We start from the raw sequence: 15,352 nt of genomic DNA, 5'->3' as shown, positions 1-15,352 counted from the left end.
CCCATCCCCAACCCTTCCCCCATCCAAGGGGGAAGGGGGTTTTGTAGAGGCGTTTTGCATGTCCACCCTCGCCGCCATGATCGCCGCCGACTACGGGACCATCGGCGAGATTCTGCGGATCCGCGCCCAGGAGAACCCCGAGCGTCCGGCGGTGGTCATGGAGACCGGTGAAGCCGTCACCTACGCGGCGTTCGACGCTCTGGTCGATCGCGTCGCGGTGGCTCTGCAACGCGACGGGATCAAGCCCGGCGAGGCGGTGGCGGTCTGCGCTCTGTCGTCGATCCCCTATGCAGCCCTGTTCCTGGGCGCGTTGCGCGCCGGCGTTGCGGTGGCTCCGATCGCGCCGTCGTCTACACCGGAGTCGATCGCGGTGATGGTCGCCGACTGCGGCGCCAGACTGTTCTTCCTGGATGCGGGCGTCGCGGAGGCCCAGAAGCCTGCGCCCATCCCGGTGCGCCAGATCGCGCTCGACGGCTCCGCCGCCCGCGAGGCCTTTGACGCCTGGCTGGCGCCAGATGGCGCCACGCCCGCACCGGTCGAGATCGGACCCAAGCACCCGTTCAACATCATCTATTCCAGCGGCACGACCGGCACGCCCAAAGGCATCGTCCAGTCGCACGGCATGCGCTGGAAGCACATCTTCGTCGGCGACGCGATCGGCTACGGCCACACGCCCGTCAGCCTGTTGTCGACGCCGCTCTATTCGAACACCACGCTGGTCTGCTTCTTCCCCACCCTAGCGGGCGGCGGGACCGTGGTGCTGATGAAGAAGTTCGACGTGGTCCGCTATCTGGAGCTGGCCCAGAAGCATCGCGTGACCCACACCATGCTGGTGCCGGTGCAGTACCGCCGGCTGATGGAGCATCCGGACTTCGACGCCCATGACCTTTCGTCCACGCGGATGAAGTTCTGCACCAGCGCCCCGTTCGCCGCAGACCTCAAGGCCCAGGTGCTCAAGCGCTGGCCCGGCGGTCTGGTCGAGTACTTCGGCATGACCGAGGGCGGCGGGACCTGCATCCTGATGGCCCATGAGCACCCTGACAAGCTGCACACGGTCGGCCGCCCAGCGCCCGGCCACGACATCCGGCTGGTCGATGAAGACGGTCAGCAGGTCGGCCCAGGCGTAGTCGGGGAGATCGTCGGTCGCTCGGCCAGCATGATGAACGGCTACCACGGCCGCCCCGACAAGACCGCAGAGGCGACCTGGATCTCGCCCGAGGGCTGGACCTTCATCCGCACCGGCGATGTCGGCCGGTTCGACGAGGAGGGCTTCCTCACGTTGATGGACCGCAAGAAGGACATGATCATCAGCGGCGGTTTCAACATCTATCCGTCCGACCTGGAGGCGGTGCTGGTGCAGCATCCGGCGGTGGTTGAGGCGGCGGTGGTCGGCGTGCCCTCCGACGCCTGGGGCGAGACGCCGGTGGCCTTTGTCGCGCTGAAGAGCGGGCAGACCGCCGAGGCCGACGCCATCAAGACCTTCGTCAACGGCCAGGTCGGCAAGACCCAGCGCCTCGCCGAGGTTGTGATCGTCGATAGCCTGCCCCGCAGCCACATCGGCAAGGTCCTGAAGCGCGAACTGCGCGACTCATGGCAAAACTCGCCCAGTCAGTAAGCTTGAGCGGCGCTTTTTGCCGCGACCGCGCGCCGCATTAGGGCGAGCGGAATCGATGAATACGGTTGCTTAACCATATGGTGCGGCCATCAGGTCGCCCGGTTCGTCGTGGATTGCGTTCAAGCTCATGAGCCCGAAGCCCGTCGCCGCTCCGATTAGTACGCTCGCCGACTTGGCGCGTGAGGCGAAAACCCTTGTCCGTGCGCCAGGTGGACCCATCGATTTCGATGCGGTCGCCAAGGCGCTCGGCGCCGCAGGTTACGCCTCAGATCTGGAACAGCGGCTGGCCGCTCGTTTCGTCCGGCCGGTCGCCGCTCGCGCCTTCGCGGCTCGGAGTGAGGCCACAGCGGCGGCTCTGAGAGCCCTGGGCGTGCGCTCGGGCGGTGTTTGCGTGGTCTCGGCCCTGGCCGATCCGGAGACGCTCGCTGGCGTCGCCGCTGCAGGGCTCAAGGCCTGGCTCGTCGACGTCGACCCGTTCAGCGCTATGTTCGACACCGACCATCTGCGCGAGCGGCTGCCAGAGGCGCCCGGACCTCTGGAGGCGATCGTGCCGGCCGCAGCCCACGGCCGGGCGCCCGACATGCGGGCCTGGGCCGCCTTCCGGGACGAGACGGGGCTGCCGATCCTGGTCGATGCCCACGGCGCGTTCGACGTGATTATTGAAGCGCCGGTGCCGGTGCTAGTGGGTCTGCCCAGCGGGCAGGGCGTGTTCCTGGCCTGCGAGGACGCTGTCCCGGTCAACGCTGTCGAAGCCGCACCGTTCGCGGGCGACGACGGTCTCGCCGCCTGGCCGGGCCTGCGCCAGCGCCTTTGTGGCGTGGCCCAGCAGCTTCGCGTCCTGCTGCTCGACAGCGGCGTCGGTTTCCAGCCCGGTTGGGGCATGAGCTGGATTTCGCCGGTCTGCGCGCTGAGCCTCCCGACCGACGACGCCGGCGCGGTGGCCTGGAAGCTCCAGGCGGCCGGTGTCGCCGCCAGCTGCGCTGTCCGGGATCGCACGCTCGCCGCTGACGAGACCCCGAACGCAGATCACCTGGCGGCCTCGACCGTCGTGCTGAACCTGGATCCCGGCCTCGACATCGAGGGCCTGGATCGCCTCTGCGACGCGCTGCGCGCGGCGTTGGGGTAGAGGCCGCCGCCGACTTGGCCTAAGCATCGGCGCGTCGTTTTCACGCCGAGAGATCCGATGGCCAAGGCCCCTCCCGAGCCGCTTTCCCTGGACTGGGGCTTTGGGCTTCCCGACGAGGTCTTCGCCTTGCCGGAGGCCGAGCTTGATGCGCAGGTCCGCTATGACGACGACCTCTGCCAGTGGGGCGATCGCTACTTCATCCGCTGCATCCTGCCGGTGCCGCTGAAGGGCCAGGACGACTATTTCGGCTGGGGCGCCTGGGCCGAGGTCGAGGCCGACGTGTTCCAGCGCTACCTCGAGCTCTACGAAGAGGACGGCCGCGAGGAGCCGCCGCACCCGGCCAAATTGGCTAATCGCCTTGCGCCCTATCCGGGCACGACCCTGGGTACGCGCCTGCTGATCCAGTTTCAGACCCCGGACGAGCGGCCGACCTTGTTGCTGCTGGAGGGCGACAAGAGCCGGCTAGCCGACGAGCAACGCAATGGCATCGACGCCGCGCGGCATCGCGAGATCGTCGAAGTCTGCGGGGCCTAAAGCCAGCCCGCCTTCTTGAAGCGCCGATACAGCAGGCCGCACACCACGACGATTCCGCCGATCACCGCCGGGTAGCCATAGGCCCACTTCAGTTCGGGCATGTGCTCGAAGTTCATGCCGTAGATCCCGGCGATCGCCGTCGGCACCGCCAGGATCGCGGCCCAGGCCGCCAGCTGGCGGGTGATCACGCCCTGGCGCTGTTGCTCCAAGAGGCTGGCGATTTCGAAGACCGAGGTGAGCACCTCGCGCAGGCCGTCGACCAGGATTTCGGTGCGCTGGATATGGTCGCGCACGTCACGGAAATACATCCTCACTTCCGTGTCGATGCAGGGGAGGTCGTGATGCTCGAGCGCGCTGGCCACCTGGGCCATCGGACCCAGCATCTTCTTGAACTTCATCAGCGAGCGCCGCAGCGCGAAGATGCGGGTGATCTCGGACCGGCTGAGGAAGGCGTCAAGGGCGCGCTGTTCGATCGCCTGCAGGTCTTCCTCGATCTGGTCGACAATCGGCATGTAGCCGTCGACGATGAAGTCCAGCACCGCGTGCAAAACGTAGTCGACGCCATGCGCCAGCAGGCCTGGCGTCGCCTCCAACTGGGCGCGCAGTTCGGTGTGAGCCCGGGCGCTGCCGTGGCGGACGGTGATCAGGTGCTGACGCCCGACGAAGAAGTCGGTCTCGCCATAGGCGATGCGGTCGCCTTCCAGATGCGCGGTCTTGGCCACCACGAACAGCTGGTCGCCATACACATCGACCTTGGGCGTCTGACGCGCGTTCAGCGCGTCCTCGACCGCCAGGGGGTGCAGGCCAAACACGCGACCCAGGACCTGCATCTCGTCCGGCGTCGGCTCAACCACGCCGATCCAGACAAACTCGCCGGCGCGCGCGGTCAGCGCTTCGGGCTCGGCGAGGTCCAGCGCGCGAACGGGCTGGCCGGCTTTGTAGGCGGTCGCGGCGATGACAGGCATGGCCGCGGACTCAGTGGGCGGCCGCGTAGGCCTCGACCCCCGCGATCCGCTCGGCCTTTTCGGCGTCGCTCAGGAACGAACCCGCGAAGCTGTTCTTGGCCAGGGTCACGATGTCCTCGCGAGTCAGGCCCACGGCGTCGGCGGTGGCCAGGTAGTTCTCCAGCAGATAGCCGCCGAAATAGGCCGGGTCGTCCGAGTTCACCGTGGCCTTCAGGCCAAGCTCCAGCATCCGCTTGAGCGGGTGGACGGCCAGGCTGGGCACGCCGCACAGCTTCAGGTTCGAAAGCGGGCAGACGGTCAAGGTGACACCGTCCTTGACGAGACGCGCGGTCAGGTCCTCGTCTTCCAGCGCGCGGTTGCCGTGGTCGATGCGGTCGACCTTCACCAGGTCGATGGCCTCCCAGACATAGGCCGGCGGGCCTTCCTCGCCGGCGTGGGCCACGACCTTCAAGCCGAGGTCCCGCGAGGCCTGCAGCACGCGGGCGAACTTGGCTGGCGGGTGGCCGACTTCGGAGCTGTCCAGGCCCACGCCCGCCAGCTTGGCGAGCCAGGGCTTAGCCTGCTCCAGCGTCTCGAACGCGGCCTCTTCGGAGAGGTGGCGCAGGAAGCAGAGGATCAGCTTGGAGGTGACGCCCAGAGTCTTCTCTGCCTCGTCCATGCCGGCGAGCAGACCGTTCATGACCGTGTCGAAGGCGATCCCGCGATCGGTATGGGTCTGAGGATCGAAGAAGATCTCGGCGTGGGTCCCGCCGTCGGCCGCCAGGCGCTGGAAATAGGCCAGCGCCAGATCCTTGAAGTCAGCTTCCGTGATCAGAACTCCTGCGCCCTGGTAGTAGATGTCCAGGAAGTCCTGCAGGTTCGAGAAGTCGTAGGCCGCGCGGATCTCCTCGACCGAAGCGAAGGGCAGGGTGATCCCATTGCGCTTGGCCAGCGCGAACATCAGTTCGGGCTCAAGGCTGCCCTCAATGTGCATGTGCAATTCGGCCTTGGGCAGGCCCCTGACGAACTCGGCGGAGGCGATGGGGGCGAGGGAAGCGTCGGTCATGCGGCAGTTATGGGCCGCCATCGGCCCCGGTTTCAAGCAAGCCGGCGCGAGAAGGTTGGCGCCGTCCGCGCGCGAGGTGAAATTTCGCCGGCTACGAGCAGTCCCAGCCGACCCCGCTAGCATCTGCGGGACCCGGATTTTCGGTTGCGTTGCTCGTTATTTCGCCGGAAGCCATAGTCTCGAGCTTGGGCAGGTTGGCATGAACCGCAGAAACTTCATCATCGCTGGCGCGGCCTTGGCCGCTTCTCCGGCTCTCGCGCGAGCCGACCTTGGCGGTCTCGTGATCCCTGCTTCCTCGACTGACAGCGAGCTGCGAGGACTTTCGCCCTCTGGCGGCAAGACCTTCTGGGCGTCCGGCTCCAAGGGCTGGGTTGTGCGGGGCGAGCGTCAGCATCAGGACGCCTTCCGGATCGTCGGCGCCGAGGCGCTCGACTTCCGGGGGCTCCATGCGTTCGATGACCAGCATGTCCTGGCCATGAGCGCTGGCCCAGGCGAGGCCTCGCAGCTCTGGCGCACCCGGGATAGCGGCAAGACCTGGACGCGGATCGCGATCAATCAGGATCCGGACGGCTTCTGGGACTCGATCGCGTTTGTCGACAAGAAGCGCGGCTACATCCTTGGAGACCCGACCCAGGGCCGCTTCACCGTGCTCTACACGGAAGACGCGGGCCAGACGTGGGCGAGGCTGAAGCCTGGCGGCGTGCCGCTGGCTGCGGCGAACGAGGGCGCTTTCGCCGCCAGCAACGGCTGCGTCGCCATCGGCCGGCGGGGGCAGGTCGCCTTCTGCACGGGCGGTGCGGGCCGGGCGCGGGTCTATCTGTCGCGCGGCGGCGGGGGCGTCTTCGTGGCGATGGAGACGCCGATCCTGGCGGATGCGCCGTCAAAGGGCGCGTTCGCCGTGACCTTCGCCAAGGATGGCGCGCTGTGGGTCTGCGGCGGCGACTACAAGAGTCCCCAAGGCAAGGGCGTGAACCTTGCGCGCCTGGCGCCGGGCGCCCTGGCGTTCGAGCCGGTTGCAGCGCCCGCCGGCTATCTGTCCGGGATTTCGGCGAAGGGCGGCACAGTGATGGCCACCGGTCTGGCCGGGACTATCGTCAGCCGGGGCGGCGGCGCGTTCGAGCGCGTCTCGGCGGCGCCGATGAACAGCGTACGTATGACCTCTGAGAAGACCGCGGTGCTGTGTGGTCCGAAGGGAGCGATCGGTCTCTGGAAAGGCTAGGAGGAGACGTGGAACCCTCGTTGGTCGCCTGCGTTCATCCCCCATGCTCAAGCTCGCCGGTCTCCTTCTCGCGCTCATGATCCTGTTCGGGGTTCTCGGCTTCGTCGTGGACGTGGCCGGCGCGATCACCAAGGTCGCCTTCTTCATCTGCTTGATCGGGTTGGGCGTCTCGCTGGCCATGAAGGCCTTGCGCAAGGGCTGATCGCGGCATTCACGCCGCGTTACGAATCCCCCTTTCCTTCTTCATCCTGTTCCCCTATATCCCCGCGTTCACGATTACATCGGCGGAGCGCTTACGCGCGTCCGTATTACGCCCCGAGGCGCGGTCAGCCGCCCTCCGACCAGCGCGAAGGGGCGCCCGTCAGGCTTCCGGTCCCGGTCGCCCGACAGGGGAATTCCAGCGTCCGCAGCTCTCCGAACAGGGGAGCGGCGAGGGTGGACGCAGCGGATATTCGAATTCACGCGCGGACTCCGTCCGCGCCGCAGGGAAACAACATGGCGCAATCCTTCACCGGCAAGAAGCGGATCCGGAAGTCGTTCGGCCGCATTCCCGAGGCTGTGCAGATGCCGAACCTCATCGAGGTTCAGCGCTCCTCCTACGAGCAGTTCCTTCAGCGCGAGACCCGTCCGGGCCTGCGTCGCGACGAAGGCGTCGAGGCGGTCTTCAAGTCGGTGTTCCCGATCAAGGACTTCAACGAACGCGCCGTGCTCGAGTACGTCTCGTACGAGTTCGAAGAGCCCAAGTACGACGTTGAAGAGTGCATTCAGCGCGACATGACCTTCGCCGCGCCGCTGAAGGTCAAGCTGCGCCTGATCGTGTTCGAAACCGAAGAAGAAACCGGCGCCCGCTCGGTCAAGGACATCAAGGAGCAGGACGTCTACATGGGCGACATCCCGCTCATGACGGACAAGGGCACCTTCATCGTCAACGGCACCGAGCGCGTCATCGTCTCGCAGATGCACCGCTCGCCGGGCGTGTTCTTCGACCACGACAAGGGCAAGACCCACGCCTCGGGCAAGCTGCTGTTCGCCGCCCGCGTGATCCCGTACCGCGGCTCGTGGCTGGACTTCGAGTTCGACGCCAAGGACATCGTCTACGTCCGCATCGACCGTCGCCGTAAGCTGCCGGCCACGACCTTCCTCTATGCTCTGGGCATGGACGGCGAAGAGATCCTGACCACGTTCTACGACGTCGTTCCGTTCGAGAAGCGTTCGGGCGGCTGGGCCACCCCGTACAAGCCGGAGCGCTGGCGCGGCGTGAAGCCGGAGTTCCCGCTGGTCGACGCCGACACCGGTGAAGAAGTCGCTCCGGCTGGCACCAAGATCACGGCGCGTCAGGCCAAGAAGTTCGCCGACGGCGGTCTGAAGACCCTGCTGCTGGCCCCGGAAGCCCTGACGGGCCGCTACCTGGCCCGTGACGCCGTCAACATGGCGACCGGCGAAATCTACGCCGAGGCCGGCGACGAGCTGGACGTCACCTCGATCCAGGCCCTGGCCGACCAAGGCTTCAGCACCATCGACGTGCTGGACATCGACCACGTCACGGTCGGCGCCTACATGCGCAACACCCTGCGCGTGGACAAGAACGCCATCCGCGAAGACGCGCTGTTCGACATCTATCGCGTCATGCGTCCGGGCGAGCCGCCGACGGTGGAAGCCGCCGAGGCCATGTTCAAGTCGCTGTTCTTCGACGCCGAGCGCTACGACCTGTCGTCGGTGGGTCGCGTGAAGATGAACATGCGCCTGGAGCAGGACGTGTCGGACGAAGTCCGCACCCTGCGCAAGGACGACGTCCTGGCCGTGCTGAAGGTCCTGGTGGGCCTGCGCGATGGTCGCGGCGAAATCGACGACATCGACAACCTGGGCAACCGCCGCGTTCGCTCGGTCGGTGAGCTGCTGGAAAACCAGTACCGCGTCGGCCTGCTGCGCATGGAACGCGCCATCAAGGAACGCATGTCGTCGGTCGATATCGACACGGTCATGCCGCACGACCTGATCAACGCCAAGCCCGCCGCCGCCGCTGTCCGTGAATTCTTCGGCTCCTCGCAGCTGTCGCAGTTCATGGACCAGACGAACCCGCTTTCGGAAATCACCCACAAGCGTCGTCTGTCGGCCCTCGGCCCGGGCGGTCTGACCCGCGAGCGCGCCGGCTTCGAAGTCCGCGACGTTCACCCGACCCACTACGGCCGGATCTGCCCGATCGAAACGCCGGAAGGCCCGAACATCGGTCTGATCAACTCGCTGGCCACCCACGCCCGCGTGAACAAGTACGGCTTCATCGAGAGCCCGTACCGTCGCGTGAAGGACGGCAAGCCGCAGGACGAAGTCGTCTACATGTCGGCGATGGAGGAATCCAAGCACGTCATCGCCCAGTCGAACATCAAGGTCGACGGCGGCGAGATCGTGGAAGACCTGGTTCCGGGCCGCATCAACGGCGAACCGACCCTCCTGCAAAAGGAGACGGTGGACCTGATGGACGTGTCGCCGCGCCAGGTCGTGTCGGTGGCCGCCGCCCTGATCCCGTTCCTGGAAAACGACGACGCCAACCGCGCCCTCATGGGCTCGAACATGCAACGTCAGGCCGTGCCGCTGGTGCAGTCGGACGCCCCGCTGGTCGGCACCGGCATGGAAGCCGTCGTCGCCCGTGACTCGGGCGCCGTCGTGATCGCCAAGCGCACCGGCGTGGTCGAGCAGATCGACGGTACGCGTATCGTCATCCGCGCCACGGAAGAGACCGACCCCGCGCGTTCGGGCGTCGACATCTACCGCATGTCGAAGTTCCAGCGCTCGAACCAGTCGACCTGCATCAACCAGCGTCCGCTGGTGAAGGTGGGCGACAAGATCCGCGCGGGCGATATCATCGCCGACGGTCCGTCGACGGAGCTGGGCGAACTGGCCCTGGGTCGCAACGCGCTCGTCGCGTTCATGCCCTGGAACGGCTACAACTTCGAAGACTCGATCCTGATCTCCGAACGCATCGTCCGTGACGACGTCTTCACCTCGATCCACATCGAGGAATTCGAAGTCATGGCCCGCGATACCAAGCTGGGTCCGGAAGAAATCACCCGCGACATCCCGAACGTCGGCGAGGAAGCCCTGCGCAACCTCGACGAAGCCGGCATCGTGGCGATCGGCGCCGAAGTCCAGCCGGGCGACATCCTGGTCGGCAAGGTCACGCCGAAGGGCGAAAGCCCGATGACGCCGGAAGAAAAGCTGCTGCGCGCCATCTTCGGTGAAAAGGCTTCGGACGTCCGCGACACCAGCCTGCGCCTGCCCCCGGGCGTCGCCGGCACGATCGTCGACGTGCGCGTCTTCAACCGTCACGGCGTCGACAAGGACGAGCGCGCGCTCGCTATCGAACGCGCCGAGATCGACCGCCTGGGCAAGGACCGCGACGACGAGTTCGCGATCCTGAACCGCAACATCTCGGGCCGCCTGAAGGAACTGCTGATCGGCAAGGTCGCGCTGTCGGGTCCCAAGGGCCTGTCGCGCGGCGAGATCACCGCCGAGAACCTGAGCCAAGTGGCTTCGGGCCTGTGGTGGCAGATCGCCCTGGAAGATGAAAAGGCGATGGGCGAGCTGGAGTCGCTGCGCCGCCTGTTCGACGAGAACCGTAAGCGCCTCGACCGTCGTTTCGAAGACAAGGTCGACAAGCTGCAGCGCGGCGACGAACTGCCCCCGGGCGTCATGAAGATGGTCAAGGTCTTCGTGGCCGTGAAGCGCAAGCTGCAGCCGGGCGACAAGATGGCCGGCCGTCACGGCAACAAGGGCGTCATCTCGCGCATCCTGCCGATCGAGGACATGCCGTTCCTCGCGGACGGCACGCACGTCGACGTCGTTCTGAACCCGCTGGGCGTGCCTTCGCGCATGAACGTCGGTCAGATCTTCGAAACCCACCTGGGCTGGGCCTGCGCCAACCTCGGCAAGCAGATCACCAACCTGCTGGAAGACTGGCAGGCCGGTGGCCAGAAGCAGGCCCTGATCGAGCGTCTCCGCGACGTCTACGGTCCGGATGAGGAACTGCCGGAAACCGAAGAGGAACTGGTCGAGCTGGCCAAGAACCTGGGTAAGGGCGTTCCGATCGCCACTCCGGTGTTCGACGGCGCGCGCATGGATGACATCGAGGATCACCTCGAAATGGCCGGCGTGAACCGTTCGGGTCAGTCGATCCTGTTCGACGGCCTGACCGGCGAGCAGTTCAAGCGCCCGGTCACGGTCGGCTACATCTACATGCTGAAGCTGCACCACCTGGTTGACGACAAGATCCACGCCCGTTCGATCGGTCCGTACTCGCTCGTCACGCAACAGCCGCTGGGTGGTAAGGCCCAGTTCGGCGGTCAGCGCTTCGGGGAAATGGAAGTGTGGGCTCTGGAAGCCTACGGCGCGGCCTACACCCTGCAGGAAATGCTGACGGTGAAGTCCGACGACGTGGCCGGCCGGACCAAGGTCTATGAGTCGATCGTCCGTGGCGACGACACGTTCGAAGCCGGTATCCCGGAAAGCTTCAACGTGCTGGTCAAGGAAATGCGCTCGCTCGGCCTGAACGTCGAGCTGGAGAACAGCTGATCCGGATCTCCCTCCTCGCCTGAAGGGCGGGGAGGGGCCTCCTTTCAGCCCGCTCTCCCTCAAGAATTTTCGCGGGAAATCCCGCAGAAGGAACCAAGATGAACCAGGAAGTCCTGAACATCTTCAATCCGGTCCAGGCCGCTCCGACCTTCGACCAGATCCGCATCTCGCTCGCCTCGCCGGAAAAGATCCGCTCGTGGTCGTTCGGCGAGATCAAGAAGCCCGAAACCATCAACTACCGTACGTTCAAGCCCGAGCGTGACGGCCTGTTCTGCGCCCGTATCTTTGGCCCGACCAAGGACTACGAATGCCTGTGCGGCAAGTACAAGCGCATGAAGTACAAGGGCATCATCTGCGAAAAGTGCGGTGTTGAAGTCACCCTGGCCCGCGTCCGTCGCGAGCGCATGGGCCACATCGAACTGGCCTCGCCGGTCGCCCACATCTGGTTCCTGAAGTCGCTGCCCTCGCGCATCGCCATGATGCTCGACATGCCGCTGAAGGACATCGAGCGCGTCCTCTACTTCGAATACTACATCGTCACCGAGCCGGGCCTGACGCCGCTGAAGCAGCACCAGCTGCTCAGCGAAGACGACTACATGCGCGCCCAAGAAGAGTACGGCGACGACAGCTTCACCGCCGAGATCGGCGCGGAAGCCATCCAGAACCTGCTGAAGGCCATCGACCTCGAAAAAGAGGCCGAGCGTCTGCGCGAGGAACTGTCCGGCACCGTTTCGGACATGAAGCAGAAGAAGTTCAGCAAGCGCCTGAAGATCCTGGAAGCCTTCCAGGAGTCGGGCAACCGTCCCGAGTGGATGGTGCTGACGGTCGTTCCGGTCATCCCGCCGGAACTGCGTCCGCTGGTGCCGCTGGACGGCGGCCGCTTCGCGACCTCGGACCTGAACGACCTGTATCGCCGGGTCATCAACCGTAACAACCGCCTGAAGCGCCTGATCGAGCTGCGCGCCCCCGACATCATCATCCGCAACGAAAAGCGGATGCTGCAGGAGTCGGTCGACGCCCTGTTCGACAACGGCCGTCGCGGTCGCGTGATCACGGGCGCCAACAAGCGCCCGCTGAAGTCGCTGGCCGACATGCTGAAGGGCAAGCAGGGCCGCTTCCGTCAGAACCTGCTGGGCAAGCGCGTCGACTACTCGGGCCGTTCGGTCATCGTGGTCGGTCCCGAGCTGAAGCTGCACGAATGCGGCCTGCCCAAGAAGATGGCGCTGGAGCTGTTCAAGCCGTTCATCTACGCGCGTCTGGACGCCAAGGGCCTGTCGGGCACCGTCAAGCAGTCCAAGCGCATGGTCGAGCGCGAGCAGCCGCAGGTGTGGGACATCCTCGAAGAGGTGATCCGCGAGCACCCGGTGCTGCTGAACCGCGCGCCGACGCTTCACCGTCTGGGCATCCAGGCGTTCGAACCCAAGCTGATCGAGGGCAAGGCCATCCAGCTGCACCCGCTGGTCTGCGCCGCGTTCAACGCCGACTTCGACGGCGACCAGATGGCCGTGCACGTCCCGCTGAGCCTGGAAGCTCAGCTGGAAGCGCGCGTCCTGATGATGTCGACCAACAACATCCTGTCGCCCGCCAACGGTCGCCCGATCATCGTGCCGTCGCAGGACATCGTCCTGGGCCTGTACTACCTGTCGGTCGCGCGTGACGGTGAGCCGGGCGAAGGCAAGATCTTCGCCGACCTCGGTGAAATCGAAGCCGCCATGGACGCCGGCGTCGTCTCGCTGCACGCCAAGATCAAGGCGCGCCACACCGAGATGACTCCGGACGGTCAACTGCTGCGCAAGGTGATCGACACCACGCCGGGCCGCATGAAGATCGCCGCCCTGCTGCCGCACCACCCGCAGATTGGTCACCGCCTGATCGAAAAGGCGCTGACCAAGAAGGAAATCGGCAATCTGATCGACATCGTCTACCGCCACTGCGGTCAGAAGGCGACGGTCATCTTCGCCGACAAGGTCATGGGTCTGGGCTTCAAGGAAGCCGCCAAGGCCGGCATCTCGTTCGGCAAGGACGACATCATCATCCCGGCCCGCAAGACCGCGATCGTGGAAGAGACCCGCAAGCTCGCCGAAGAATACGAGCAGCAGTACGCCGACGGCCTGATCACCAAGGGTGAGAAGTACAACAAGGTCGTTGACGCCTGGGCCAAGGCCACCGATCGCGTCGCCGACGAGATGATGGCCGAGCTTCAGATGAAGCATAAGGACGAGAACGGCCGCGAGAAGGAAATCAACGCCATCTACATGATGGCCCACTCCGGCGCCCGTGGTTCGCAAGCCCAGATGAAGCAGCTGGGCGGCATGCGCGGCCTGATGGCCAAGCCGTCTGGTGAAATCATCGAGACCCCGATCGTCTCGAACTTCAAGGAAGGCCTGACCGTTCAGGAGTACTTCAACTCCACCCACGGCGCCCGTAAGGGTCTGGCCGACACCGCGCTGAAGACCGCCAACTCGGGTTACCTGACCCGTCGTCTGGTCGACGTCGCGCAGGACTGCATCATCGTCGAGGAAGACTGCGGCACCACGCGGGGCATCACCCTGCGCGCCGTCGTCGAAGGCGGCGACGTGCTGGTCTCGCTGGGCGCGCGCGTCCTGGGCCGCTTCACGGCCGAGGACGTCAAGGATCCGGGCACCGGCGAGTTGGTCGTGCCGGCCGACACCTATATCGACGAGAACATCGCCGACGCCATCGAGGCTGCGGTCGTTCAGTCGGTGAAGGTCCGCTCGGTCCTGACCTGCGAAGCCAAGATCGGCGTCTGCGGCGCCTGCTACGGCCGCGACCTGGCGCGCGGCACCCCGGTGAACATCGGTGAAGCGGTCGGCGTCATCGCCGCCCAGTCGATCGGTGAGCCCGGCACGCAGCTGACCATGCGTACGTTCCACATCGGCGGCACCGCCCAGGTGGCCGAGCAGTCGTTCTTCGAAGCCTCGAACGAAGGTACGGTCCGCGTGATCGGCCCGACGGTCGTGGGTTCGGACGGCGCCCTGGTCATCATGAGCCGCAACACCACCGTCAGCGTTCTCGTCGACGGCAAGGAGCGTGAAACCTACAAGCCGCCGTACGGCGCCCGCCTGCGGGTGAAGGACGGCGACAGCGTGAAGCGCGGCCAGCGCCTCGGTGATTGGGACCCCTACACCACCCCGATCATCACCGAAGTGGCCGGCAAGATCCGCGCCGAAGACCTGGTCGATGGCCTGTCGATCCGCGAGGAAGTCGACGAAGCCACCGGTATCGCCCAGCGCGTGGTCGCCGACTGGCGCACCTCGGCTCGCGGCTCGGACCTGCGTCCGGCCATGGGCGTTCTGTCGGAAGACGGTTCGTACAAGCGTCTCAGCAACGGCGGTGAGGCTCGTTACCTCCTGTCGGCCGGCGCCATTCTCTCGGTCGCCGACGGCGACGAGGTGAAGCCGGGTGAAGTGATCGCGCGTATCCCGACCGAAGGCGCCAAGACCCGGGACATCACCGGTGGTCTGCCGCGCGTCGCCGAACTCTTCGAAGCCCGCCGTCCGAAGGACTGCGCGGTCATCGCGGAAATGGACGGCCGTGTCGAATTCGGCAAGGATTACAAGAACAAGCGCCGGATCAAGATCACGCCGGACGTCGACGCCGACGGCAACCAGCCCGAGCCCGTCGAATTCCTGATCCCGAAGGGCAAGCACATCGCCGTCCACGACGGGGATTACATCACCAAGGGCGAGTACATCATCGACGGCAATCCGGATCCGCACGACATCCTGCGCATCCTGGGCGTCGAAGCCCTGGCCAACTTCCTCGTCGACGAGATCCAGGAGGTCTATCGTCTGCAGGGCGTGCCGATCAACGACAAGCACATTGAGACGATCGTTCGTCAGATGCTGCAAAAGGTCGAGATCATCGAGCCCGGCGACACCGGCCTCATCAAGGGCGATCACCTTGATAAGCCGGAATTCGACAAGGAGCAGGAAAAGGCGATCGCCCGCGGCGGCCGTCCGGCTGTGACCCAGCCGGTGCTGCTCGGCATCACCAAGGCCTCGCTGCAGACCAAGAGCTTCATCTCGGCCGCGTCGTTCCAGGAAACGACCCGCGTCCTGACCGAAGCCTCGGTGCACGGCAAGACCGACACCCTGGAAGGCCTGAAGGAAAACGTCATCGTGGGTCGTCTGATCCCCGCCGGTACGGGTTCCTACCTGCGCAGCCTGCAGCGCGTCGCCGCCAAGCGCGACGAGCAGCTGGCCCAGCAGCGCGAGGATGCGATGGAGCCGCTGCCGGCCGAGATCGCGCTTTCGGACGC

9 protein-coding genes are annotated in these 15,352 nt (G+C 65.8%); 7 read left to right on the top strand and 2 right to left on the bottom strand.

Annotated features, from left to right (window positions below):
* Positions 1-58 precede the first annotated feature (58 nt).
* The 3 genes from ACT53N_RS10620 (at position 59) to ACT53N_RS10610 (ending at position 3,275) form a co-directional block, all read left to right on the top strand.
* Positions 59-1,615, top strand: coding sequence for a class I adenylate-forming enzyme family protein (locus tag ACT53N_RS10620; protein WP_476063854.1), 1,557 nt, complete (start codon positions 59-61; stop codon positions 1,613-1,615).
* A 127-nt stretch (positions 1,616-1,742) separates the two neighbouring features.
* Complete coding sequence (locus tag ACT53N_RS10615) at positions 1,743-2,741, top strand: DegT/DnrJ/EryC1/StrS family aminotransferase (RefSeq protein WP_476063853.1); 999 nt, start codon at positions 1,743-1,745, stop codon at positions 2,739-2,741.
* Positions 2,742-2,798: 57 nt separating this feature from the next.
* Positions 2,799-3,275: a DUF2199 domain-containing protein gene (locus ACT53N_RS10610; RefSeq protein WP_476063852.1), complete on the top strand. Its 477-nt coding sequence runs from the start codon at positions 2,799-2,801 to the stop codon at positions 3,273-3,275.
* Here the strand turns inward: ACT53N_RS10610 and corA are convergent.
* Positions 3,272-4,240 (bottom strand): magnesium/cobalt transporter CorA, encoded by a 969-nt coding sequence (gene corA / locus ACT53N_RS10605; protein ID WP_476063851.1) that lies wholly within the window; start codon positions 4,238-4,240, stop codon positions 3,272-3,274. The genes ACT53N_RS10610 and corA overlap by 4 nt on opposite strands.
* A 10-nt stretch (positions 4,241-4,250) precedes the next feature.
* Positions 4,251-5,285: an adenosine deaminase gene (locus ACT53N_RS10600; RefSeq protein WP_476063850.1), complete on the bottom strand. Its 1,035-nt coding sequence runs from the start codon at positions 5,283-5,285 to the stop codon at positions 4,251-4,253.
* Between the two features lie 199 nt (positions 5,286-5,484).
* On the opposite strand from ACT53N_RS10600, the gene ACT53N_RS10595 reads away from it, so the two are divergent.
* From ACT53N_RS10595 to rpoC, 4 genes are all read left to right on the top strand, one after another.
* Complete coding sequence (locus ACT53N_RS10595; protein ID WP_476063849.1) at positions 5,485-6,504, top strand: WD40/YVTN/BNR-like repeat-containing protein; 1,020 nt, start codon at positions 5,485-5,487, stop codon at positions 6,502-6,504.
* Positions 6,505-6,547: 43 nt separating this feature from the next.
* Complete coding sequence (locus ACT53N_RS10590) at positions 6,548-6,706, top strand: hypothetical protein (protein ID WP_476063848.1); 159 nt, start codon at positions 6,548-6,550, stop codon at positions 6,704-6,706.
* A 293-nt stretch (positions 6,707-6,999) separates the two neighbouring features.
* Complete coding sequence (gene rpoB, locus ACT53N_RS10585; protein WP_476063847.1) at positions 7,000-11,070, top strand: DNA-directed RNA polymerase subunit beta; 4,071 nt, start codon at positions 7,000-7,002, stop codon at positions 11,068-11,070.
* A 98-nt stretch (positions 11,071-11,168) separates the two neighbouring features.
* Positions 11,169-15,352, top strand: a 4,184-nt coding sequence (gene rpoC / locus ACT53N_RS10580; protein ID WP_476063846.1) for a DNA-directed RNA polymerase subunit beta', incomplete at its 3' end; no start/stop codon positions are given.

It is taken from the genome of Caulobacter sp. DMC95, assembly GCF_056313785.1.
The sequence above is the reverse complement of the archived record's forward strand: the minus strand, read 5'-3'. Positions and strand labels throughout refer to the sequence as shown.

Excerpts from the sequence above, each read along its gene's own strand:
- ACT53N_RS10610 (WP_476063852.1), top strand. The coding sequence starts at position 2,799 with ATGGCCAAGGCCCCTCCCGAGCCGCTTTCCCTGGACTGGGGCTTTGGG.
- ACT53N_RS10595 (WP_476063849.1), top strand. The coding sequence starts at position 5,485 with ATGAACCGCAGAAACTTCATCATCGCTGGCGCGGCCTTGGCCGCTTCT.
- corA (WP_476063851.1), bottom strand. The coding sequence starts at position 4,240 with ATGCCTGTCATCGCCGCGACCGCCTACAAAGCCGGCCAGCCCGTTCGC.
- rpoB (WP_476063847.1), top strand. The coding sequence starts at position 7,000 with ATGGCGCAATCCTTCACCGGCAAGAAGCGGATCCGGAAGTCGTTCGGC.
- ACT53N_RS10600 (WP_476063850.1), bottom strand. The coding sequence starts at position 5,285 with ATGACCGACGCTTCCCTCGCCCCCATCGCCTCCGCCGAGTTCGTCAGG.
- ACT53N_RS10590 (WP_476063848.1), top strand. The coding sequence starts at position 6,548 with ATGCTCAAGCTCGCCGGTCTCCTTCTCGCGCTCATGATCCTGTTCGGG.
- ACT53N_RS10620 (WP_476063854.1), top strand. The coding sequence starts at position 59 with ATGTCCACCCTCGCCGCCATGATCGCCGCCGACTACGGGACCATCGGC.
- ACT53N_RS10615 (WP_476063853.1), top strand. The coding sequence starts at position 1,743 with ATGAGCCCGAAGCCCGTCGCCGCTCCGATTAGTACGCTCGCCGACTTG.